Annotated in this window: 18 protein-coding genes; 8 read left to right on the top strand and 10 right to left on the bottom strand. The window is 67.3% G+C overall.

Going from position 1 to position 20,150, the window contains the following annotated elements:
• Positions 1-86: 86 nt before the first annotated feature.
• Entirely contained in the window at positions 87-713 is a 627-nt protein-coding gene (locus WG923_RS12050; protein WP_340351202.1) for a hypothetical protein, read from the bottom strand.
• Between the two features lie 257 nt (positions 714-970).
• Between WG923_RS12050 and WG923_RS12045 the strand changes: the two genes are divergently transcribed.
• The 3 genes from WG923_RS12045 to WG923_RS12035 all read left to right on the top strand — a co-directional run bounded on the left by WG923_RS12045 (position 971) and on the right by WG923_RS12035 (position 4,815).
• Positions 971-1,735 carry a hypothetical protein gene (locus tag WG923_RS12045; protein WP_340351201.1) on the top strand — a complete coding sequence of 255 codons (765 nt, stop codon included), beginning with the start codon at positions 971-973 and terminating at the stop codon, positions 1,733-1,735.
• A 71-nt stretch (positions 1,736-1,806) separates the two neighbouring features.
• Complete coding sequence (locus tag WG923_RS12040) at positions 1,807-3,810, top strand: YcaO-like family protein (protein WP_340351200.1); 2,004 nt, start codon at positions 1,807-1,809, stop codon at positions 3,808-3,810.
• A gap of 12 nt (positions 3,811-3,822) precedes the next feature.
• Positions 3,823-4,815: a hypothetical protein gene (locus tag WG923_RS12035; RefSeq protein WP_340351199.1), complete on the top strand. Its 993-nt coding sequence runs from the start codon at positions 3,823-3,825 to the stop codon at positions 4,813-4,815.
• Positions 4,816-4,891: 76 nt separating this feature from the next.
• Here the strand turns inward: WG923_RS12035 and icmF are convergent, their stop codons facing one another.
• The 4 genes from icmF to WG923_RS12015 all read right to left on the bottom strand — a co-directional run bounded on the left by icmF (position 4,892) and on the right by WG923_RS12015 (position 12,211).
• The gene (gene icmF, locus WG923_RS12030; protein ID WP_340351198.1) at positions 4,892-8,185 is read right to left on the bottom strand and encodes a fused isobutyryl-CoA mutase/GTPase IcmF; all 3,294 of its coding nucleotides are present in this window, start codon (positions 8,183-8,185) and stop codon (positions 4,892-4,894) included.
• A 133-nt stretch (positions 8,186-8,318) separates the two neighbouring features.
• On the bottom strand, positions 8,319-10,376 hold the full coding sequence (locus WG923_RS12025; protein WP_340351197.1) for a TRAP transporter large permease subunit: 2,058 nt from the start codon (positions 10,374-10,376) through the stop codon (positions 8,319-8,321).
• Positions 10,376-11,011 (bottom strand): TRAP transporter small permease subunit, encoded by a 636-nt coding sequence (locus tag WG923_RS12020; RefSeq protein ID WP_340351196.1) that lies wholly within the window; start codon positions 11,009-11,011, stop codon positions 10,376-10,378. The genes WG923_RS12025 and WG923_RS12020 overlap by 1 nt, the downstream gene beginning before the upstream one ends.
• Positions 11,012-11,092: 81 nt before the next feature.
• The gene (locus WG923_RS12015; protein WP_340351195.1) at positions 11,093-12,211 is read right to left on the bottom strand and encodes a TRAP transporter substrate-binding protein; all 1,119 of its coding nucleotides are present in this window, start codon (positions 12,209-12,211) and stop codon (positions 11,093-11,095) included.
• Positions 12,212-12,370: 159 nt separating this feature from the next.
• Here WG923_RS12015 and WG923_RS12010 point away from each other — a divergent pair, with 159 nt between their 5' ends.
• The 5 genes from WG923_RS12010 to WG923_RS11990 are packed head-to-tail and all read left to right on the top strand — an operon-like array spanning position 12,371 to position 16,257.
• A complete protein-coding gene (locus tag WG923_RS12010; protein ID WP_340351194.1) occupies positions 12,371-13,162 on the top strand; it encodes a fumarylacetoacetate hydrolase family protein in 792 nt (263 codons plus the stop codon).
• Positions 13,163-13,199: 37 nt separating this feature from the next.
• A complete protein-coding gene (locus tag WG923_RS12005) occupies positions 13,200-13,640 on the top strand; it encodes a rhodanese-like domain-containing protein (protein WP_340351193.1) in 441 nt (146 codons plus the stop codon).
• Positions 13,641-13,673: 33 nt separating this feature from the next.
• Positions 13,674-14,900, top strand: a complete 1,227-nt coding sequence (gene argJ, locus WG923_RS12000; RefSeq protein WP_340351192.1) for a bifunctional glutamate N-acetyltransferase/amino-acid acetyltransferase ArgJ — start codon at positions 13,674-13,676, stop codon at positions 14,898-14,900.
• Between the two features lie 20 nt (positions 14,901-14,920).
• On the top strand, positions 14,921-15,796 hold the full coding sequence (locus tag WG923_RS11995) for an ATP-binding protein (protein WP_340351191.1): 876 nt from the start codon (positions 14,921-14,923) through the stop codon (positions 15,794-15,796).
• On the top strand, positions 15,793-16,257 hold the full coding sequence (locus WG923_RS11990) for an NUDIX domain-containing protein (protein WP_340351190.1): 465 nt from the start codon (positions 15,793-15,795) through the stop codon (positions 16,255-16,257). The genes WG923_RS11995 and WG923_RS11990 overlap by 4 nt, the downstream gene beginning before the upstream one ends.
• Positions 16,258-16,435: 178 nt before the next feature.
• On the opposite strand, the gene WG923_RS11985 is transcribed toward WG923_RS11990, so the two are convergent.
• From WG923_RS11985 to WG923_RS11965, 5 genes are read right to left on the bottom strand one after another with little or no spacing between them, the layout of a single operon-like run.
• Positions 16,436-16,651 (bottom strand): DNA gyrase inhibitor YacG, encoded by a 216-nt coding sequence (locus tag WG923_RS11985; RefSeq protein ID WP_340351189.1) that lies wholly within the window; start codon positions 16,649-16,651, stop codon positions 16,436-16,438.
• Positions 16,652-16,658: 7 nt separating this feature from the next.
• Positions 16,659-17,411 carry a cell division protein ZapD gene (zapD, locus tag WG923_RS11980; protein WP_340351188.1) on the bottom strand — a complete coding sequence of 251 codons (753 nt, stop codon included), beginning with the start codon at positions 17,409-17,411 and terminating at the stop codon, positions 16,659-16,661.
• A 34-nt stretch (positions 17,412-17,445) separates the two neighbouring features.
• A complete protein-coding gene (coaE, locus tag WG923_RS11975; protein ID WP_340351187.1) occupies positions 17,446-18,054 on the bottom strand; it encodes a dephospho-CoA kinase in 609 nt (202 codons plus the stop codon).
• 2 nt (positions 18,055-18,056) lie between these two features.
• Positions 18,057-18,920, bottom strand: coding sequence for a prepilin peptidase (locus WG923_RS11970; RefSeq protein WP_340351186.1), 864 nt, complete (start codon positions 18,918-18,920; stop codon positions 18,057-18,059).
• The gene (locus tag WG923_RS11965) at positions 18,920-20,134 is read right to left on the bottom strand and encodes a type II secretion system F family protein (protein WP_340351185.1); all 1,215 of its coding nucleotides are present in this window, start codon (positions 20,132-20,134) and stop codon (positions 18,920-18,922) included. Before WG923_RS11965 ends, WG923_RS11970 begins: the two co-directional genes overlap by 1 nt.
• Between the last annotated feature and the right edge of the window lie 16 nt (positions 20,135-20,150).

Below are 20,150 nucleotides of genomic sequence, written 5' to 3'. Positions count from 1 at the left end.
AGTCATGAAAGCCAAAACGTCGATTGCGCGCTTCGAGGGCGACCTTCAAGGCATGGCCGGCAATATCGCGCTTTACCGACGCGGGATCAATGAGTTCTACCTATCCCAGTACTCGTGGATTTACGACCAGCTAGAAGCTGTGCGCCGAGATCTTGAAGCCATTGGAATGTACGAACGCTGCCGCGATGCGTTGGAGCAAGCTGAGGCGTGGGTTCGACAAGGTCCGGACCACGATCAGGAAGCAGAATCGCTGCTGTTGCAGGTCGGTGGCGAATTGGCTCGCGCGTCTGGTAGTTATGACGCGTTGCAACGTCGGTTTCGATCTTCAAATGATAGGTGAAGAAGTTCACTGCCTGCCGGCGGGTTTCTTGCGTTCCTCCGGTGGGACAAATCCGATCGGCCGCTTGGGTGGCTCCGGGTGTCATCAGCTCGCGCAGGGCGTCGAACACTTGTTTGAGTTGGGCACGGGTATTGCGGCTGAAGGTGTCGTGCTGCATGGCCAGGCGCTCGGTCGTCTCCTCCAGCTCGCACACCCGCTTGGCAAGATCCTGATGGGTGGCGGCCAGGGCGCGCACCCGCACGAAGGTGCGCATGATCTCGATGTTGAGTGTCGATGGCCGGGGGCTGCCCAACACCGAAGACAGCATCGCCACCCCTTGCTCGGCGAAGGCGTAGGGAGCCGTGCGCAGGCCGCCGTGGCCGGGTGAGGTCACAGATCTGTGATCTCAAAGCGGCCCACTCGGCAGCATTCAGCTGGAACATGAAATCGGCCGGAAACCGCGCCAGGTTGCGCTTGACGGCCTGCTGCGCTCCTCTGCTTACGAGTGGGCCTCGTCGAACACCATCAATGCCACACCGCCCGCGTTGCCCAAAGATCCCGCTAAACACCCCCGACTTCCCCCGGATATACAAGCAGCCGCAAGGAAAGGCCCTCCGCCACTCCGCGGCCCTTCTTCAGAAAGGAACTACCGTGGGCGCTGTGAGTCGCATTGAAGGTCCCGTCTTCGTCAACGGGGAACAGAGCGTGGTCCTGCGCAGGGAAACCGCCAAGGATGCGGAGGAGGGCTGGTCGGTCACTCGCAGGCCGTACCGCGAGCCCATTTCCGAGGAGATCTTCCGCAGTGCCAACTCCGACTGGACCCCGTCGACGTGCCTGATGGCGGGCAATCGCGTCCTGATGGCCGACGGCTCGACCAGGAACATCGAAGTCGTGCAGCCCGGCCAGACAGTGATGACCATGTCCGGCCCGAGGCTGGTCGAGAGGACGGAGACCACCACCCTCGGCCTGACCCGCCGCGTGATCGAGATCAGGGGCCTGGACGACGAGGCACTCTTGCTTTCGAGTGATCACCCGCTGTGGGTCAGTCGCCGCGACAAAGAGGGCCAGCGCAAGGAATGGTGGGGCACCTACAACATCCATCACGTGCTGTACGAGATGCACACCTGCGTCGGGCTGGAGTTCCGGGAGCTCCCGTTCATCCTGAACCTCGACCTGCCCGAGCAGGTCGCCCATGCATCCGGATGGCTGCATGTCCGCCCCGTCTTTCACGACCTGCCGCCATCCACGGAGCTGTTCCACCTGGTGGTCCGGGACGGCTTCAGCTTCATCGCCGAGGGCTTCCCTGTGTTGAGCCATTGCCGCGACCAGCAAGGACCGGCAAGCCCCTGGGCCGGCCTGGATGGCGGTGAGTCGCTGGCCAGGACGATGAAGCAACTGGCCCCCCATATCGGCTGATGGCGTAGGTGGCGTGCCGCGGGGAGCTTTCATCCACCCGGCATGCCTCTTCGAGCATGGACGTTCCACGGGTGGCCAAGCCGGTGCTCTCAGGGGCGGCATTCGCCCGGGGTGGGCGGCTGCGTGTCCGGGCGCAGGCAGGCGAGCTTGTCGTTCGCGCACCCAGCCGCTTCATTCGGGGCATGCTCGAGTGGTGTGACGGCTCGCGCGACCTGGATGCGCTGGCTTCCACGGCCAGAAGTCGATGGGGCGAGACGCGGTTCCCGAGCTTCGTCTCGTCGATGCTGGAGGCGGGCGTGTTGCTGGACGAGCCGGTGGCCCTAGCTCGCGCGCTTCGGGCCGCCCTGGAGCTATCGTCGGACCGTCCTCGAGTGCGCCCCGCCTTGCAGGGCGACGCGCCCTCCGGACCTTCGCTCGAACCCGAAGACCTGGAAGGACTGCTTGCCTCACTGGGCGTTGTGCGGTATCTCCCACGGAACTGCAGCGAGTGGGAATGTGCGCTCAAGGTTCTGCTGATTGTCCGGGAGCCCGCCGAACGCTTCACGGCGGGATTGCACGAGGTCATGAGCACCGAAGACGGGTACGCGACCCTGGCGTTCCGCGGCAACATCGGTACGTCCGCCCATCGAGCCTTCAGGGACCCTCTCGTGTTCGAGCAGTGCAGGGTTGTGCTCGTGATTGCAGCCGATGTCGATGCTCTCCTGCAGCGCACCGGCCGCTCCCCCCTGCGCGACGTCCTGCTCCAGGCGGGCGGGATCGCCGACCGGGCGCAACGCTGGGCCACCGCTTGCGGCCTCGGGTACCTTCACGACCTCCCGTTCGAAGACAGGCTGGCCGACCTCTGCCAGTTGCAGCTCGAACGGCCGATGTATGTCGGGGCTTTTGCCGGCATGAGGCCGCAAGCGCACGCCGGCCCGACATTCACGGTGTCGTGGGAAGACCATGCAGCGCACGCCGATCTGTCGATCGCGAGGGCCAGCGCGCCGAGCCCGGACGGAGCCTCTGCCGATGTTCTGGCCTGGGGTCGCTCGTACGATCCGAGGCTGGCTCTCGGCAAGGCGGTCAGCGAACTGGCCGAGCGCTTGGCGCTTCGACAGGCGTGCCATTCCATCGAGGCCACGGCCGCCGAACTCCCGCGGCACGTTCCTCCTGGCGAATTCGCCCGCTACAGCGAGCGGCAGTTTGCGGACGATACGCTCGGTGTGGCGCCCTTCGTCGCCACGCAGCGACTCCGCTGGGTCGAAGGAAGGGAATGGTCCTCCGGGGAGTCTGTCTGGCTGCCGGCCGAGTGCGTGTCCACCTCGGCATCGGCTCCCGCAGGCAAGCGCGTCATGAGAGTCAGCTCGTCCGGATGTGCCGCTGACGTGGATCTCGAGACGGCGATCCGACGCGCCCTGCACGAGGTCATCGAGCGGGATGCATTCGCCCGGCACTGGCTGGCGCAGGCCGGAGGGCGCCCCATCGATCGCTTGTCTCTTTCCTCCCGGCTTGAGACGCGCATCGGTGCGCTCACCTCGCTCGATTGCGAAACCTCGGTGGCGTGCACGACCCTCGGCCTGGGGCCGGCCATCATGGTCCTCATCCGGAACCATCGCCTGGGCTTCGCCTGCGTGGGATGTGCGTCGGATTCGGATCCCGGGAATGCGGTGGAACGCGCCTTCATCGAGGCGGAGTTCGCAGCGCTGGCTCGCTGCCATGGCGTACGCGGCACGAAGGTTCGTCCAGAGGACGCTTGCCTGCCGGAGCACCATGCGAACGTATTCGCGCAACGGGCATTCTTCCGTCGCGCGGACGTTTTGGTCTCGGCCAGGCAAGTGCCTGTTCGCCTGGACCTCCTGGACTGGCCTGCGACCCTGGAACAGCGACTTCGACGGGCCGGCCAGCGCGTGCCTGCCTACTGGCTGGAACTGCCGTCGGGCCCCGGCCCACGGCAACTGGACGGCCGTCCCTTGCGAACCGTGCGTGCCTTGATCTCGGGATGCGTTCCCCTCGCCTTCGGCTACGGAGCCTTGCCGGAAGGCATGGTTTCGCACCGGGTGACGGCGCGCGCCCGCTTCCCCCATCCATTGGCGTAGCCGCCCACCTCCATGCCGTACATCAGCGCCTTCGTGACTCACTTCCGGGCCCTGCAGGCCTGGGCTGCCCGGAACAACGCAGCCCTCGATGTGGACCTCTGCACGTTCCAACTGGAGGTCAAGTGCAGGAACCGCTATTTCTGCTTCCATCCGCAATTCGTCGGAGGCATGGAGGGGCGGATCGCCAACACGGCGGCGATCACCGGCGAGACCTCGGGCTTCATCGGGTGGCTGCCGTACCGGCCGCTGTCGTACGCGGTGTCAACCGACAAGCTGCTGTTCAAGGAGATGATCTCGGAGGCCGGTCTCCGCACGCCGGCCCGATGGTCGCCTGCGACCGGCAACGAAGTTCCCGACCGGGAGTTCATCCTCAAGCGCTCGAGCGGTTCGTTCGGCTACGACATCGCGGGCCCTTTCAAGGCCGGCACCGTTCCGGACGCTCCCAGGCAGCAGGAGGACACGGTTCGCGGAACCCTGTTCGCGGAGCAGTTCATCCGGGGAAGCGCGCTCAAGGTCTGGTGCTGGGGACAAAAGCCCTTCTTTGCGCATTTGCGGCGCCCCGCCACGGTCACGGGGGATGGGCGCAGCAGCCTCGAGGCCCTGATCCGGGCGCGTCTCGCGAAGGTGGGCGTGGCCCTCTCCCAATACCCGGAAGTAGCGGCGATGAAGAACTACCTCGCCTACCAGGGGTTCGCATTCGACGCCATCCCGAAGGAAGGTGAGGAATGCTCACTGGATTTCAGGTACGGCCGCGAGCATTCAGGCCGAAGCAACCTGGTATCGGACAACGAGCTTCCTGCCTTGCCCGAAGCCGTGAAGCGCAGCGCGGAGCGCGCGTCCGCAGCGATGGCCCGCATCCACCGCGAGATGTTCCCGGTGCCCGTCCTCTATTCCCTGGACGCCGTCGTCGACGAAGACGACGAAACCTGGTGGCTGGAGGTGAACTCCAATCCCGTGCTCCCGCCGGAGGGCTATGAGGTCATGTTCGCGGATCTGTTCGCGTAGGCAGCGGTGGCGCGGAAAGCTGGGGTTCGCGCGCTACGCGGCTCACCGCCAGCCTACGAAAGGTACGAAGGCCGGGTCACATATTCCGCCGGTACTGCCCGCCCACCTCGAACAGCGCATTCGTGATCTGCCCCAGCGAGCACACCCGCACCGCCTCCATCAGCACCTCGAACACGTTCCGGTTCTCGATCACCGCCTGCTGCAGCCGCTTGAGCATCGCCGGCGCCTGACCGGCATTGCGCGCATGGAAGTCCCGCAGCCGCTGCAACTGCCCCTGCTTCTCTTCCTCCGTCGACCGCGCCAGTTCCAGCTTGTCATGCACCGCATCCCCATGCGGGTTGCGGAAGGTGTTCACGCCGACGATCGGGAATTCGCCGGTGTGCTTGAGCATCTCGTAATGCATGCTCTCGTCCTGGATCCGCCCGCGCTGGTAGCCGGTCTCCATCGCGCCCAGCACGCCCCCGCGCTCCGCGATCCGCTCGAACTCTGAAAGCACGGCTTCTTCGACCAGCTCCGTGAGTTCGTCGATGATGAACGCGCCCTGGTTCGGGTTCTCGTTCTTCGCCAGGCCCCACTCGCGGTTGATGATCAACTGGATGGCCATCGCGCGCCGCACGCTGTCTTCGGTGGGCGTGGTGATCGCCTCGTCGAAGGCATTGGTGTGCAGCGAGTTGCAGTTGTCGTACACGGCGATCAGCGCCTGCAGCGTGGTGCGGATGTCGTTGAACTGGATCTCCTGCGCGTGCAGGCTGCGGCCCGAGGTCTGGATGTGGTACTTGAGCTTCTGGCTGCGCTCGTTGGCGCCGTACTTCTCCTTCATCGCCACCGCCCAGATGCGCCGCGCCACCCGGCCCATCACGGTGTACTCCGGGTCCATGCCGTTGGAGAAGAAGAACGACAGGTTGGGCGCGAAGTCGTCGATGTGCATCCCGCGGGCGAGGTACGCCTCGACGAAGGTGAAGCCGTTGGAGAGCGTGAAGGCCAGCTGCGAGATCGGGTTGGCCCCGGCCTCGGCGATGTGGTAGCCCGAGATCGACACCGAATAGAAGTTGCGCACGTCGTGGTGCACGAAGTATTCGGCGATGTCGCCCATCACCTTGAGCGAAAACTCGGTGCTGAAGATGCAGGTGTTCTGGCCCTGGTCTTCCTTCAGGATGTCGGCCTGCACCGTGCCGCGCACGTTGGCCAGCACCCATTCCTTGATCTTGGCCGTCTCGGTGTGCGTGGGCTCGCGGCCGTTGTCGGCCGCGAACTTCTCCACCGCCTGGTCGATGGCGGTGTTCATGAACATCGCCAGGATCGACGGGGCCGGGCCGTTGATGGTCATGCTGACCGAGGTGGTGGGGTCGCACAGGTCGAAGCCCGAGTACAGCACCTTCATGTCGTCCAGCGTCGCGATCGACACGCCGGAGTTGCCCACCTTGCCGTAGATGTCCGGCCGCGGATCGGGGTCGTTGCCGTACAGCGTGACGGAGTCGAAGGCGGTGGAGAGGCGCTTGGCCGGCAGGCCCGACGACAGCAGCTTGAAGCGCCTGTTGGTGCGGAAGGCATCGCCTTCGCCCGCGAACATGCGCGTGGGGTCCTCGTTCTCGCGCTTGAAGGCGAACACGCCGGCGGTGTAGGGGTAGCTGCCCGGCACGTTCTCCAGCATCAGCCACTTGAGGATCTCGCCATGGTCCTCGTACTGGGGCAGGGCGACCTTGCGGATCGTGGTGCCCGAGAGCGACTTGGAGGTGAGCTTGGTGCGGATCTCCTTGTCGCGGATCTTCACCACGTACTCGTCGCCGGCGTAGGCCTTGTGCATGTCGGGCCACTGCTTCAGCAGGTGCAGGGCGTCCTTGTCCATGCGCGCCAGGCGCTGCGCGGCCAGGTCCAGCGTGGCCTCGGCGGCGGGCGAACGGTCCGGCTTGTCCACCTTGAGCATGCGCGCGGCTTCCTTGAGCTGCTGGATCTCGCGGGCGAGCCGCGCCTGCTGCTTCACGCGCGCCTTGTAGCCGCGCACGGTGTCGGCGATGTCGGCCAGGTAGCGCGAGCGCGAGGCCGGCACCACGGGTGTCTGGTTGGTGCTGTGGCGCACGTCCACCTGCGGCAGGTGGCCGTCCTTCAGGGGCAGGCCCAGTTCGCTCAGGCGGGGCTTCAGGGCCTGGTACAGCGCCGTCACGCCGTCGTCGTTGAAGCGCGCGGCCATGGTGCCGAACACCGGCATCTCCTCGGGCTTCTGCGTGAACGCCTGCTTGTTGCGCTGGACCTGCTTGGCCACGTCGCGCAGCGCATCGGCCGCGCCCTTGCGGTCGAACTTGTTGATGGCCACGAACTCGGCGAAGTCCAGCATGTCGATCTTCTCGAGCTGGCTGGCCGCGCCGAACTCCGGCGTCATCACGTACATGGGGATGTCCACGTGCGGCACGATGGCGGCGTCGCCCTGGCCGATGCCGGAGGTCTCCACGATCACCAGGTCGAAGCCGGCGGCCTTGCAGGCCGCGATGACGTCGCCCAGCGCCGCGGTGATCTCGCTGCCGAAGTCGCGCGTGGCCAGCGAGCGCATGTAGACGCGCGCGCCTTGCCGCCACGGGCCGATCGCGTTCATGCGGATGCGGTCGCCCAGCAGGGCGCCGCCGGTCTTGCGGCGCGAGGGGTCGATCGAAATCACGGCGATGCGCAGCGCGTCGTCCTGGTCCAGGCGCAGCCGGCGGATCAGTTCGTCGGTGAGGGAGGACTTGCCGGCGCCGCCGGTGCCGGTGATGCCCAGCACCGGGATCTTGCGCTGGTCGGCCTGCAGGCGCATCGCCTTCACCAGCTCGGCGTCGGCGCTGCCGTTTTCCAGCGCGGTGACCAGTTGCGCCAGGGCGCGCCAGCTCTGCTCCGTGTGGCCCTCGATCGCGGCGAGGGACCTGGGCGCGAGCGCCGAGACGTCCTGGTCGCAGCGCATCACCATCTCGCCGATCATGCCCGCCAGGCCCATGCGCTGGCCGTCCTCGGGGCTGTAGATGCGCGCCACGCCGTAGTCCTGCAGCTCGCGGATTTCCGCCGGCACGATCACGCCGCCGCCGCCGCCGAACACCTGGATGTGCGCCCCGCCGCGCTCGCGCAGCAGGTCCACCATGTACTTGAAGTATTCGACGTGCCCGCCCTGGTAGGAGCTGACGGCGATGCCCTGCACGTCCTCCTGCAGGGCGGCGGTCACCACGTCGTCGACGCTGCGGTTGTGTCCGAGGTGGATCACCTCGGCGCCCATGCCCTGCAGGATGCGCCGCATGATGTTGATCGCTGCGTCGTGGCCGTCGAACAGGCTCGCGGCGGTGACGAAGCGGACTTTGTTGGTCGGGCGATAGTTCGCCAGCGCCTTGTATTCGGCGGACAGGTCGGTCATGCGGGGATTCTCCGGCGGGAAGCTGAAGCCTAGTTTACGTTGACGTAAACGTCAACCGGGCGCCCCAGAAGAAAGGCGGCCCGCGGGCCGCCTTCCTGGGGCCCCCGCCTGCGCGGGGGTGGCGAGGACAGCGCTAGCGCGCGTACAGCATCTGCGGCAGCCACAGGCCGATGCCCGGGAACATGTACAGCAGGATGATCGCGATCAGCTGGATGCCCATGAAGGGCATCATCCCCAGGAAGATCTGGTTGAGCGTCACCCACGACGGGCTCACCCCCTTCAGGTAGAAGGCCGCCATCGCCACCGGCGGCGACAGGAACGCCGTCTGCAGGTTCAGCGCCACCAGCAGGCCGAAGAACAGCGGATCGACCCCGAACTTGTCCAGCAGCGGGATGAAGATGGGCATGAAGATCACGATGATCTCCGTCCACTCCAGCGGCCAGCCCAGCACGAAGATGATCACCTGCGACAGGATCATGAACTGTGTCGCGGTGAGGTTCATCGACAGCACCCAGCGCTCCACCAGCTCCTGGCCCCCCAGCAGCGCGAAGGCCGCGGAGAAGATCGCCGAGCCCACGAACAGCCAGCACACCATGGCGGAGGTCTTGGCCGTGAGGAACACGCTCTCCTTGATCACCCCCATGGTGAGCTGCCGGTAGGCCGCTGCCAGCAGCAGGCCGCCGAAGGCGCCCACCGCCGCCGCCTCCGAGGGCGTGGCCAGCCCCAGCACGATGGATCCCAGCACCGCCAGGATCAGGATCATCAGCGGGAAGAAGCTCGTGAGCAGCATCTTGAAGACTTCCAGGCGCGTGAAGCTCAGGAAGGCATAGAAGAGCGCGAGGATGGCGGCGAAGACGCCCAGCGTGATCCAGAAGCCCTCGGGGGCGTCGACCTTCACGGCGGCGGGCCGTGCCGTTCCACCGGCGCCGGGCTCCTTCACGCCCCCCGCTCCCGGCGGCTCCTGCACGCCGGCCGCGGCGCCGCCGCCGGCGCCCGGAGGCTCCTGCACGCCGCCCGCCGCAGGGGGCTCCGCCACGCCGGATTCCGAAGGCGGCGGCTGCAGCGTGCCCGCGTCCGCCGGGGGCTCCTGGACGCCACCGCCGGCGCCCGCCGGCTCCTTGAGGCCCGTCGAGTCCGCCGGCACCTTCAGGGCGCCGTCGGCGGGCGGCTCCGAGAGGCCGCTGCCGGAAGGGGCGCTCGCGGAGGTGTCGCCGATCTGCTGCATGCCGGTGGGGTTGTCGTCCTCCACCGGCGCCGTGACGGCGTGGTAGCCCCACAGCGCGAAGAAGGCGAAGATGATCGCCGGCATGAAGACGATGCCGAGCTGCTGCAGGATGTAGCTCGTGGGCACGCCCTGGTTGGCCTTGCCCTTGAGCGCGGCGAACATGGCGGGCAGCACGTGGGCCTGGCCGGAAGGCGCGAAGCGCTGCGTGAGCGGCGGCAGCGGCACGAAGCGGTCTTCCATCGACAGCGGCGGCGCCAGCTTGGGCTTGAGCTTGGCGAGAAGGATCACGTAGCCGACGTACAGGCCGGCCAGCATGATGCCGGGGAAGAAGGCGCCGGCATACAGCTGCACCACCGAGACGCCCGCGGTGGCGCCGTAGACGATCAGCAGCACCGAGGGCGGGATCAGGATGCCCAGGCAGCCGCCCGCGGTGATCGAGCCGGCGGACAGCTGGATGTTGTAGCCGGCCTTCAGCATCGCCGGCAGCGCCAGCAGGCCCATGAGCGTGACCACCGCGCCGACGATGCCGGTGGCGGTGGCGAACACCGCGCAGGTCACGAGCGTGGCGACCGCCAGCGCGCCGGGCACCCGCGCCAGCGAGAGGTGGATGGACTTGAACAGGCGCTCGATCAGGTTGGCCCGCTCGACGAGATAACCCATGAACACGAACAGCGGGATGGAGATGAGCACGTCGTTGCCCATCACCTTGTAGGCCGCCTGCACCATCAGGTCCAGCGTGCGGTGCCAGTCCCGCTCGTACGCGAGCCAGGTGAAGATCATGCCCATGCCCATGAGCGTGAAAGCCGTGGGGAAGCCGAGCATGATGGCCACGACCACCAGCGACAGCATCAGCAGGCCGACGTGGCCCCGCTCGATCACCGGCGCGCTGAGCAGCATGTACAGGGCGCCGGCGATGATCAGCGCCATCAGCGAGAAGCCGAACCAGAGTTCCTTGCGCATCTTCATTACAGCGTCCCCTTTTCCGCCGGCGGGGCGGCCAGCACGCCGCCGGGTTCGTGCGCGTTCACCACGGCGCCGTCGGCGTGCACCATCGCCTTGAGCTTGTCGACGTCCACTTCCTCCACGTCTTCCTCGCGCGAGGGCCAGTAGCCGTCGCGGATGCAGATGATGCAGCGGGCGATCTCGACGAATCCCTGCAGCAGCAGGATGGCCCCGGCGAAGGGGATCACGAACTTGAAGGGGTACACCGGCAGGGGGACGGCGTTGAAGGTCTGCTCGCGGATGGCCAGGGCCTCGGTGAAGAAGCGCCAGCCGGCCCAGGTCATGGCGAACACGCCCGGCAGGAAGAACAGGATGTAGAGGACCAGATCGAGCGTCGCCTGGGTGCGGTCGGAGAAGAAGCCGTACAGGACGTCCCCGCGCACGTGGCCGTTCTTCGACAGCGTGTAGGCGCCGGCCATCATGAACAGGACGCCGTACAGCATGATCTGCACGTCCAGCATCCATGCGTGCGGGCTGCCCAGCACGTAGCGGGAGAACACTTCCCAGGAGATCATCACGGTCAGCCCGACGATCGCCCAGGCGAAGAGCTGCCCGAGAAAGGTCGAGAGCCGGTCTACCGTCAGCAATACCTTCTGCATCGTTGTCCTTCGTTCTACAGAGAACCGTCAGGCCAAAAAAAGGGCGGCTGGTGCAGCCGCCCCTTCATCCGGCCACGGGCATCAGGCCTTCTTGCCGCCCTTGGCGAAGTAGTGGTCGTACGCCATGCGGAAGTTGACTTCGTAGTCGAACTGCCACTGGCCGGCGCGCTGCGCGAATGCGCGCTGCGAATCCAGCACGCGCTTGAAGAACGGGTTGTCGGTCGACTTCTTCGCCACGACCTTGTCCCAGGCATCCAGCTGCGCCCTCAGGATCGAATCCGGCGTCTTGTAGAAGCTGACCTTGTCCTTGGTCTTGAGCTCGATGTAGTCCTTGGAGTTGCGGTCGATCGCCTTCCAGGCGAAGTCCGCCGACGCGGCCTGCACGGCGTAGTCGATGATGGACTTGAGCTCGGGCGCCAGGGCGTTGTACTTGCCGCGGTTGAACAGGATCTCGAACTGCTCGCCGGACTGGTGGAAGCTTTGCAGCATGCAGTTCTTGGCGACGTCCGGGAAGCCGAGCACGCGGTCGGAGGAGGCGTTGTTGAATTCGGCCGCCTCGATGAGGCCGCGGTCGAGTGCCGGCACGATCTCGCCGCCCGGCAGCGGGTTCACCGCGGCGCCGAGTTCGGTGAACATGTCGACGGCCAGGCCCACCGTGCGGTACTTCAGGCCCTTCATCTGCGCGATGTTGGAGATCGGCTTCTTGAACCAGCCCAGGGGCTGCGTCTGCATCGGGCCGTACAGGTAGGAAACCACGTCCATGTTGATGGACTTGTAGATCTCTTCCAGCAGCGCCTTGCCGCCGCCGTAGTAGTGCCAGGACAGCACGATGTTCGGGTTCATGCCGAAGGCCGGGCCCGAGCCCCACAGCGCCAGGGCCGAGTTCTTGCCGTAGTGGTAGGCCACCACGCCGTGGCCGCCGTCGAGCGTGCCCTTGTTGACCGCCTCGAGCAGCTGGAAGGCCGGCACCACGGCGCCGGCGGGCAGCACCTCGATCTTCAGGCGGCTGCCCGCCATGTCGTTCACCTTCTTGGCGAAGTCCTGCGCGAACTCGTGGAAGATGTCCTTCGAGGGCCACGTGCTCTGGAAGCGGAAGGAGGTGGTCTGCGCCATGGAGACCATCGGGGCCGACATGGCGCCGGCGGCGACGGCGGCTCCCTTCAGCAGACTGCGGCGACGTGGGGTTTTCATCTCGCTCATGCTTGTCTCCTTGACGTTGGTTTATGCGACGGGCTATCTTTGATTCGGCATTTACAACTGCCGATAGGGTTTTCACGGATCGGCTATGCCTCGGCGACAGAGTTTCCTGACGGATGGCTGTCGACCGGGCCCCCTCGATACAGGCAAGGAGACATGAGCATGAAGATGAAGAGAAGGCGGTTCTTCCAGGGTTCCGCGGCGATGGCCGCGGCTGGCCTCGGCGGCTGCGCGACGATGGGCAGTCCGGCGGGAGCGGGGCCGACGCCTTTCACCTTGGCGGGCAGCACCATCCCGGTGGCCGGTTCGGGCATGGTGTTTCCCGTGCGCCGCATCTACTGCATCGGCCGCAACTACCGCGCCCACTCGATCGAGATGGGATCGGACCCGAACCGCGAGCCGCCGTTCTTCTTCCAGAAGCCGACCGACGCGATCCAGTTCGTGGCGCCCGGCACGGTGGGCGACCACCCCTATCCCACGCTGACGAAGAACTACCACTACGAGGTGGAGCTCGTGGCCGCCATCGGCCGGGGCGGCCGCGACATCCCGGTGGCGAGCGCTCTCGACCACGTGTGGGGCTACACGCTGGGCCTGGACATGACGCGCCGCGACCTGCAGCGCAAGATGGGCGACGAGAAGAAGCCCTGGGAGATCGGCAAGAGCTTCGACCATTCGGCGGTGCTCGGCCCGCTGCACACGGTGGGGCAGATCGGGCACTTCCGCGAAGGCGCCATCTGGCTGAAGGTGAACGGTGCCACCAAGCAGAACGCCAACCTGAACCAGATGATCTGGTCGGTGGCCGAGCAGATCAGCCACCTGTCGGCGGCCAACGAGCTGTTCCCCGGCGACATCATCTACTCCGGCACGCCCGAGAACGTCGGCCCGGTGGTGCGCGGCGACGTGATCGAGATCCACATCGACAAGCTGCCCAACCTGCAGGTCAGGATCGTCTGAGCGTCGGCGCGGCGGCGGGCTGGCAGAATTCGAAGCCATGAACGCCGCCGCTTCCGCCCCGAACGACCGCGACCAGCCCCGGCCCGCCCAGGGCTACGCGGGCGACGTCACGCCCGAACTGGCCTGCCGCTGGTGGCAGGAAGGCCGGGCGGTGCTGGTGGACATCCGCACGGACGCCGAGCGCGACTGGGTCGGCTTCGTCCCGGGCGCCATCAACGTCGAGTGGAAGCACTGGCCCGGCATGCAGGTGCGCCCGGACTTCGACGAGCAGCTGCGCGCCCAGGTGCCCGCCGGCAGCCGCATCGTCATGCTGTGCCGCAGCGGCGTGCGTTCGATCGCTTCCTCCCGGCGCGCCACCGAACTCGGCTACGAGGCGTACAACGTCCTCGAGGGCTTCCAGGGCGATCCCGACGAAAACGGCCACCGCGACACGCGCGGCGGCTGGCGGGTGCGCGGGCTGCCCTGGCGGCAGGGCTGAGTCCGCTTCTTCTCTTCTTCACGAGGGCTATCCATGGCAGTCAACCTGAGCGCCCCGAGCGCGGCGACGCTGCACCCGGTGCCGGGCGTTCGCATCGGCGTGGCCGAGGCCGGCATCCGCAAGGCCGATCGCAAGGACCTCACCGTCGTCCTGCTCGACGAGGGCACGGCGGTCGGCGGCGTCTTCACCCAGAACCGCTTCTGCGCGGCTCCCGTGCAGGTGTGCCGCGAGCACCTGCTGGCCGGCGACATCCGCGCCATCGTGATCAACACCGGCAACGCCAATGCGGGCACCGGCGACGAGGGGCTGGCGCGGGCCCGTGCCACCTGCTCGGCCGCCGCGAAGCTGCTGAACGTGGCTCCCGCCCAGGTGCTGCCGTTCTCCACCGGCGTGATCATGGAGCAGCTGCCCCTCGAGCGCATCGTCGCCGGCCTGCCGGCGGCGATCGCCGATGCGCAGCCGGCGCACTGGCTGCGCGCCGCCGAGGGCATCATGACCACCGACACGCTGCCCAAGGCCTTCAGCCGGCAGGTTCGCATCGGCAGCGCCACCGTGACCATCACCGGCATCAGCAAGGGCGCCGGCATGATCCGGCCGAACATGGCGACGATGCTGGGCTTCCTCGCCACCGACGCGCAGATCGATGCGCGCCTGCTGCCGCAGCTGGCGTTCGAGCTGGCCGAGGGTTCCTTCAACCGCGTCACGGTGGACGGCGACACCTCCACCAACGATTCCTTCGTGGTGATCGCCACGCAGAAGGCGCAGCACCCGGTGATCACCTCGCTGCACACGCCCATGGGCGCGGCGCTGAAGGAGGCGATGCTGGAAGTGGCGCGCCTGCTGGCGCAGGCGATCGTGCGGGACGGCGAGGGCGCCACCAAGTTCATCACCGTGCGGGTCGAGGGCGGCAAGGACGCGGCGGAATGCCGGCAGGTGGCCTATGCGATCGCGCATTCGCCGCTGGTGAAGACCGCGTTCTTCGCCAGCGACCCGAACCTCGGGCGCATCCTGGCGGCCGTGGGCTATGCGGGCATCGCCGACCTGGACCAGACGCGCATCGAGCTGCACCTCGACGACGTGCACGTGGCCACGCGCGGCGGCCGCCACCCGGCCTACCGCGAGGAGGACGGCCAGCGCGTGATGAAGCAGCAGGAGATCACCGTGCGCGTGGGCCTCGGCCGCGGCGACGCCGCCGACCAGGTCTGGACCTGCGACTTCAGCCACGAGTACGTGAGCATCAACGCCGATTACCGGTCGTGATGCCTTCTGACGAAAGACTCATGACCCAAGAGAAGTTCGACGTCCTCATCGACCGCGCCATGCAGCTGCTCGGCCGCATCGAGGCGATCCTGCCGCAGCCGCTGTCGGCCCCCGACTGGAATGCCGCCATCGCCTGGCGCTACCGCAAGCGCGCGAGCGGCCACGGCGTGCTGGAGCCGGTGCGCCACGTCGCCCCGATCTCGCTCGACGACCTGAAGGAGATCGAGCCGCAGAAGGAGAAGATCCAGCGCAACACGCTGCAGTTCGTGCAGGGCCACCCGGCCAACAACGTGCTGCTGACGGGCGCGCGCGGCACCGGCAAGTCCTCCCTGATCAAGGCCTGCCTGAACGCCTATGCCGGCCAGGGGCTGCGCCTGCTCGAGGTCGACAAGGCGGACCTGACGGACCTGCCCGACATCGTCGACGTGGTGTCCGCCCGGCCCGAGAAGTTCATGGTCTTCTGCGACGACCTGAGCTTCGAGGAGGGCGAGGCGGGCTACAAGGCGCTGAAGTCCATCCTCGACGGCTCGGTGGCCGCGGCCACGCCCAACGTGCTGATCTACGCCACCAGCAACCGCCGCCACCTGCTGCCCGAGTACATGAAGGAGAACCTCACGTACACGCACACGGAGGACGGCGAGGTGCATCCGGGCGAGGTGGTGGAGGAGAAGATCTCGCTGTCCGAGCGCTTCGGCCTGTGGGTGAGCTTCTATCCCTTCAGCCAGGAGGAATACCTGCACATCACGGCGACGTGGCTGCAGCACTTCGGCGTCGCGGAAGCGGACATTGCCGCCGCGCGCCCGCAGGCGCTGGTGTGGGCGCTGGAGCGCGGCTCCCGCAGCGGCCGGGTGGCGTACCAGTTCGCGCGCGACTACGCCGGGCGGCACCACGCGTGAGCGGCGTCCTGGTCGCCGATGGTGATCGCCCGCGCGAGGGCGGTCCCGACCGCAAGGAGGTCGAGGTCGCCGTCGGCGTGCTGATCCGCGCCGACGGCGCCTTCCTGCTCACGTCGCGCCCACCGGGCAAGGTCTACGAGGGCTACTGGGAGTTCCCGGGCGGCAAGGTGGAGCCGGGCGAGAGCGTGGAACAGGCGCTGCGGCGCGAGCTGCAGGAGGAGATCGGCGTGACCATCGGCGCCGTGCATCCCTGGCGCGTGGAGCGCGTGGACTATCCGCACGCGCTGGTGCGCCTGAACTTCTGCAAGGTGTACGCGTGGAGCGGCGAGCTGCACATGCACGAAGGGCAGCAGTGCGCGTGGCAGCAGCTGCCGGTGACGGTAGGCCCGGTGCTGCCGGGAACGGTGCCGGTGCTGAAGTGGTTCGCGCAGGAGCGCGGGTTTGTCGGGGCGACGCACTAGGAAGACCGGACAGCCGGACAGCCGGACAGCCGGACGCAGAGGGCGCAAAGGGTACGCAGAGGACGCAGAAAAGAGAAAGAAAGAAGGAAGGAAGGGGCCTTCCTATTTCATTTCTTCTTTCGGTTTCTTTTGCGTCCTCTGCGTACCCTTCGCGTCCTCTGCGTCCGGCTGTCCGCTTTCACTGCTCCTTCGGATCCCCGAAAGGCAGATCGTCCGGCGGCGTCTCGTCCGGCACGCGGAAGCTTTCGCTCGCCCAGGCGCCCAGGTCGATGTTCTTGCAGCGCTCGCTGCAGAAAGGGCGGTACGGGTTCTCCGCCCCGTACACGCTGTCGCCGCCGCATTGCGGGCAGCGCACGATCGTCCGCTTCGCCGGTTTCTCGGATCGCATCGCCATGGCAGCCTCAGGCGCAGAGTGTCAGTTCGAACCCGGTGTTGTCGGTGCTCGGGAAGAGCCGGTCGTTGTCCTGCCGCATGAGGCGCACCGACACGATCAGGCGGTTGCCGCTGATCTCCGGCACCAGGTTCAGCGTCTCGTCGATGCGCAGGCGCAGCAGCTGGAAGGTGCGCCCCTGCGGCAGGGTCTGCTGCAGCTGGCCACCCGTGGCCATCACCTTCTGCGGCGAGCCCGAATCGCGCAGCAGCTTGAGCAGCATGTGGATCGATTCGGCCAGCGGCCCGAGCGTGGAGGCCCAGCGCTCCAGGTCCTCGCGGCGCTGCTCCGCCGGATGGTGCTGCCAGGCGTAGTACGAAGGCAGGTCGAACTCGCAGGTGCCGCCGGGGATGCTCGCGCGGCTGCGGATGCTCATGAGCCACTCGTTCTCCGTCAGCGGCTGGCCCGCCTTGCCCGGCGTGCTGTTCACGGTGCTGAAGCAGGACTCGAGCTGGCCCACCACCTGGTCCAGCACGGCCTCGGAGACGCCCGGGTTGCCGCGGTAGCCATTGAGCATGGACTTCTGCCGCTCCAGGTCCTTCAGCACGTCGGACTTGAGGTCCGCGCGCGCCGCCACGTCCATCACCTCGAAGATCGTGGTGAGCGCGTAGTGGTGGTCCAGCGGGTGGCTGCGCGGAATCAGTTCGCCCAGGCGGCGGAACAGGTGTTCCAGCCTCAGGTAGGTCCGGATGCGTTCGTTGAAGGGATATTCGTAGAGGATCACGCGACGGGAGGACTGCGGGCGGGGACGGACGGCATCATAGCCCGAAGGACCGCGCCGCCTGTTCCACTTCGTTGCGCAGTGCGTCGAGCGTGAGTCCTTCGTTGCAGATCACGAGGTCCGCGGCCGCCAGCCGCAGCGCGCGCGGGGCTTGCGCCGCGATGACAGTGCGCACCTCGTCGGGCGCCAGCGCGCTGCGCGCCACCACGCGCGCCACCTGCGTTTGCGGTTCGCAGTCCACCACCAGCACGCGTTCGACCCCGGCGCGCCAGCGGCCCGATTCGACCAGCAGCGGGATGTCGAACACGATGCAGCGCGCCCCCGCCGCCTGCGCGGCCTCGACCTGGCGCGCGATCCCGGCGCCCACCAGCGGATGGATGATCTGCTCCAGTTCACGCCGCGCCTCGGGGTGCCCATAGGCGCGCTCGCGCATGCGGGCGCGGTCCAGCGCGCCTTCCGGGGTGATGAAGTCGGCCCCGAAGCGCTGCGCGATCAGGGGGATCGCGGCGCCGCCCGCGGCGGTGGTTGCGCGCGAGATCGCATCCGCATCGACGGCTGCCGCGCCGAGGGCCTGCAGCATGGCCAGCACCGTGCTCTTGCCGCTGCCGATGCCGCCGGTGAGCCCGATGCGCCTGGGGGCCGGCATGATCAGCGCACGCCGAACGGGAAGGCGAAGGGCAGCAGGGCGGGCACCGCCGCGGGGCCGAGGACGAGGCAGACCAGGCCGGCGCCCGCCAGGTAGGGCCCGAAAGGCATCGGGATGTCCTTGTGGGCGAGCTTGCCCACCACGAGCAGCACGATGCCGATCACCGCGCCGACGATGGACGACAGCAGGATGATGGCCAGCAGGTACTCGACGCCCAGCCAGGCGCCCAGCGCCGCCAGCAGCTTGAAGTCGCCGTAGCCCATGCCCTCCTTGCCGGTGGCGAGCTTGAACGCCTGGAAGATGCCCCAGAACACGAGGTAGCCGAGCGCCGCGCCCCACACGGCGGAGTGCAGCGGCACGCTCCAGCCCATGGCGGAGACGAGCAGGCCCAGCCACAGCAGCGAGTAGTTCAGGTCGTCCGGCAGGATCTGCGTGTCCATGTCGATCAGGAACAGGCAGATCAGCAGCGCGGCGAACGCCGCCCACGCCGCCGCCTGCAGCGACAGGCCCCAGCGGGCGCCGCACAGCGCGAACAAGGCGGCCGTGACCAGTTCGACGACCGGATAGCGCATGCTGATGCCGTGGCGGCACTGCGAGCACTTGCCGCGCAGCGCCAGCCAGCTCACCACCGGGATGTTCTCGTACCAGCGGATCTGGTGGCCGCAATGCGGGCAGCGCGAACGCGGCACGACCAGGTTGAAGGCCTCCTGCTGCGGCACCGGCTGGCCGTTCAGCTCGGCGCATTCAGCCGCCCACTGCCGCTCCAGCATGGCAGGCAGCCGGTGGATCACCACGTTGAGGAAGCTGCCCACGAGCAGACCCAGGACGCCCGCGACGAGGGCGTCCATTCCCGCCGTCGCCAGCATCAGACGACGGAGCCGAGCTTGAAGATCGGCAGGTACATGGCGACCACGATGCCGCCGATGAGGCCCCCGAGGAACACGATGATCATCGGTTCCATCAGGCTCGACAGGCCCGCCACCATGTCGTCGACCTCGGCCTCGTAGAAGTCCGCGGCCTTGCCCAGCATGTGGTCGATCGAGCCGGATTCCTCGCCGATCGCGCACATCTGCAGCACCATGGAGGGGAACACGTTGGCGTTGGTCATCGCTGCCGTCAGGCTGGTGCCGGTGGAGACCTCCTGCTGGATCTTCATCGTGGCCATCTCGTACACCGAGTTGCCGGAGGCGCCGCCCACGGAATCCAGCGCTTCCACCAGCGGCACGCCGGCGGCGAACATCGTGGCCAGCGTGCGCGTCCAGCGCGCGATCACCGACTTGTAGACCAGGTCGCCGAAGACGGGGACCTTCAGCAGCAGGCGGTCCATGAACATCTGCATCTTCTCGTTGCGCTTCCACGCCTGGAAGAAGAAGTAGAAGCCGCCGCCGATGAGGCCGAAGATCAGCCACCAGTAGGCGACGAAGAACTCGCTCATGGCGATCACGAACAGCGTGGGGGCCGGCAGGTCCGCGCCGAAGGAGGTGAACACCTCCTTGAACGCCGGGATCACGAAGATCATGATGACCGTGACCACCACGAAGGCCACCACCACCACCGAGATCGGGTACATCAGCGCCGACTTGATCTTCGACTTGATCGCCTCGGTCTTCTCCATGTAGGTGGCCAGGCGGTCCAGCAGGCCTTCCAGGATACCGGCGGCTTCACCGGCTTCCACCAGGTTGCAGTACAGGCTGTCGAAGTACAGCGGGTACTTGCGGAAGGCGGCCGACAGCGACGTGCCGGTCTCGACGTCCGTGCGGATGTCGTTCAGCAGCTTGGCCACGCTGGGGTTGGCGTTGCCGCGGCCCACGATGTCGAAGGCCTGCAGCAGCGGCACGCCGGCCTTCATCATGGTGGCGAGCTGGCGGGTGAAGATCGCGATGTCCTTGGGCTTGATCTTCGCGCCCGAGCGCATGCGGCGCTTCTTGATCTTGGTCGGGTTGACGCCCTGCCGCCGCAGCGAGGCCATCACCTGGTTCTCGCCCGCGGCGCGCGTCTCGCCGCGCACCTGCTTGCCGTTGCGGTCCCGTCCCTCCCACTCGAAGACGAATTCCGCGACCTTCGTTGCTGCCGTGGCCATGGGGGCTCCTCTTGCG

Source organism: Ramlibacter sp. AN1133 (assembly GCF_037890035.1).
Taxonomy (GTDB): Bacteria; Pseudomonadota; Gammaproteobacteria; order Burkholderiales; family Burkholderiaceae_C; genus Ramlibacter.
This window is presented reverse-complemented; position numbering and strand designations above follow the sequence as displayed.

Excerpts from the sequence above, each read along its gene's own strand:
- WG923_RS12035 (WP_340351199.1), top strand. The coding sequence starts at position 3,823 with ATGCCGTACATCAGCGCCTTCGTGACTCACTTCCGGGCCCTGCAGGCC.
- icmF (WP_340351198.1), bottom strand. The coding sequence starts at position 8,185 with ATGACCGACCTGTCCGCCGAATACAAGGCGCTGGCGAACTATCGCCCG.
- WG923_RS12025 (WP_340351197.1), bottom strand. The coding sequence starts at position 10,376 with ATGAAGATGCGCAAGGAACTCTGGTTCGGCTTCTCGCTGATGGCGCTG.
- WG923_RS12020 (WP_340351196.1), bottom strand. The coding sequence starts at position 11,011 with ATGCAGAAGGTATTGCTGACGGTAGACCGGCTCTCGACCTTTCTCGGG.
- WG923_RS12015 (WP_340351195.1), bottom strand. The coding sequence starts at position 12,211 with ATGAGCGAGATGAAAACCCCACGTCGCCGCAGTCTGCTGAAGGGAGCC.
- WG923_RS12010 (WP_340351194.1), top strand. The coding sequence starts at position 12,371 with ATGAAGATGAAGAGAAGGCGGTTCTTCCAGGGTTCCGCGGCGATGGCC.
- WG923_RS12005 (WP_340351193.1), top strand. The coding sequence starts at position 13,200 with ATGAACGCCGCCGCTTCCGCCCCGAACGACCGCGACCAGCCCCGGCCC.
- argJ (WP_340351192.1), top strand. The coding sequence starts at position 13,674 with ATGGCAGTCAACCTGAGCGCCCCGAGCGCGGCGACGCTGCACCCGGTG.
- WG923_RS11995 (WP_340351191.1), top strand. The coding sequence starts at position 14,921 with ATGACCCAAGAGAAGTTCGACGTCCTCATCGACCGCGCCATGCAGCTG.
- WG923_RS11985 (WP_340351189.1), bottom strand. The coding sequence starts at position 16,651 with ATGGCGATGCGATCCGAGAAACCGGCGAAGCGGACGATCGTGCGCTGC.
- coaE (WP_340351187.1), bottom strand. The coding sequence starts at position 18,054 with ATGCCGGCCCCCAGGCGCATCGGGCTCACCGGCGGCATCGGCAGCGGC.
- WG923_RS11970 (WP_340351186.1), bottom strand. The coding sequence starts at position 18,920 with ATGCTGGCGACGGCGGGAATGGACGCCCTCGTCGCGGGCGTCCTGGGT.
- WG923_RS11965 (WP_340351185.1), bottom strand. The coding sequence starts at position 20,134 with ATGGCCACGGCAGCAACGAAGGTCGCGGAATTCGTCTTCGAGTGGGAG.